The sequence below is a fragment of the Acidovorax delafieldii 2AN genome, from assembly GCF_000175235.1.
GTDB classification, from domain to species: Bacteria; Pseudomonadota; Gammaproteobacteria; order Burkholderiales; family Burkholderiaceae_C; genus Acidovorax; species Acidovorax delafieldii_B.
This window is the reverse complement of sequence record NZ_ACQT01000462.1, coordinates 1-1679: the sequence shown is the minus strand read 5'-3', so window position 1 is coordinate 1679 and position 1679 is coordinate 1. Positions and strand designations below refer to the sequence as shown.

Here is a 1679-nt window from a genome sequence, read left to right as displayed (position 1 = left end):
GCGTGCCCGTGCTGCGCATGCCCAGCGGCGCGGGCCATGACGCCATGAAGCTGCACGAAATCCTGCCGCAGGCCATGCTTTTCGTGCGCGGCGAAAACGCCGGCATCAGCCACAACCCCCTTGAATCCACCACCAACAACGACATGCAGCTGGCCGTGGATGCCTTCACGCACGTGCTGCACCAGCTTGCCGAGGAGCCTCAGCCATGACCACCGACTACACCGCCATCGACGCCTGGATCGACCAGCATTTTGACGAGGAAGTGCGCTTTTTGCAGGCCCTGGTGCGCGTGCCCACCGACACCCCGCCCGGCAACAACGCGCCCCACGCAGAACGCACCGCAGAGCTGCTGCAGGAGTGGGGCTTCTCCGCCGAAAAACATGCCGTGCCAGCCGCCGATGTGCAGGCCTATGGCATGCAGTCCATCACCAACCTGATCGTTCGCCGCCCCTACGGCGCCCCAGGCTCAGGCAGAACCATCGCACTGAACGCCCACGGCGACGTGGTGCCGCCAGGAGAAGGATGGACACACGACCCCTACGGCGCCGAGATCGCGGACGGCAAGATGTATGGCCGCGCCACGGCCGTGAGCAAGAGCGATTTCGCCAGCTTCACCTTTGCTGTGCGCGCGCTTGAAGCCGTGGCCAAGCCCACCCGGGGTGCGGTCGAGTTGCACTTCACCTACGACGAGGAATTCGGCGGCGAACTCGGCCCTGGCTGGCTGCTGAAGAACGGTCTCACCCAACCCGACCTGATGGTGGCCGCAGGCTTCAGCTACGAAGTGGTCACCGCCCACAACGGCTGCCTGCAGATGGAAGTGACCGTGCACGGCAAGATGGCCCACGCCGCCGTGCCCCACACCGGCGTGGACGCATTGCAGGGCGCCGTGCACATCCTGAACGCGTTGTACGCGCAGAACGATGAATACAAGAAAGTCACATCGAACGTCGCCGGCATCAAGCACCCCTACCTGAACGTGGGGCGCATCGAGGGCGGCACCAACACCAACGTCGTGCCCGGCAAGGTGCTGTTCAAGCTCGACCGACGCATGATCCCCGAAGAGAACCCGGTCGAGGTCGAGGCCACGCTGCGCCGCGTGATCGAGCAAGCCGCGGGCGAGCGCGCCGGCATCACGGTGGACATCAAACGCCTGCTGCTGGCCAACGCCATGACACCGCTGGCGGGCAACCAGCCCCTGGTCGATGCCATTCAGAAGCATGCCCAGGCGGTGCTGGGCGAGCCGGTGCCCGCCGTGGGCACGCCGCTGTACACGGACGTGCGCCTGTACGTGGAGCGCGGCATTCCCGGCGTGATCTACGGCGCCGGGCCCCGCACCGTGCTCGAATCGCATGCCAAGCGCGCCGACGAGCGGCTCGAACTCGAAGACCTGCGCCGCGCCACCAAGGTGATCGCCCGCGCACTCAGCGACCTGCTCGCCTGAGTCGGGCGCCGCGCCCCCCCCTCCCTGTGCCAGCCCGGCCCTGCCGGGCTTTTTCATGGGCCAGCCCTGCCGGTTTGTTGATGGTGCCGGCCCTTCCCGGCTTTCTGCGGGGACGGGCCAGCCTGCCATTGCGTGGCCGAGACAGCGCCAACCCATGGCCCCGGGGTAACTCCTTCGGGCACCCCGCCGCCGTCCGCGAAGCAGCCGGCGCATGCACGGCAAGCGGCAGGGCCAATAC

At 67.3% G+C, this 1679-nt stretch carries 1 protein-coding gene and 1 pseudogene; both read left to right on the top strand.

From position 1 onward, the window contains the following. Positions 1 to 209 (top strand): annotated as a pseudogene (locus tag ACDELDRAFT_RS22235) (M20/M25/M40 family metallo-hydrolase); the annotation flags it as partial. Continuing rightward, on the top strand, positions 206 to 1441 hold the full coding sequence (locus ACDELDRAFT_RS22230; protein ID WP_005801011.1) for a M20 family metallopeptidase: 1236 nt from the start codon (positions 206 to 208) through the stop codon (positions 1439 to 1441). The pseudogene ACDELDRAFT_RS22235 and the gene ACDELDRAFT_RS22230, both read left to right, overlap by 4 nt. The last annotated feature ends 238 nt before the right edge of the window (positions 1442 to 1679 follow it).

What these genes read in the sequence shown, in the direction of transcription:
- ACDELDRAFT_RS22230 (WP_005801011.1), top strand. Translation starts at nt 206, where the DNA reads ATGACCACCGACTACACCGCCATCGACGCCTGGATCGACCAGCATTTT.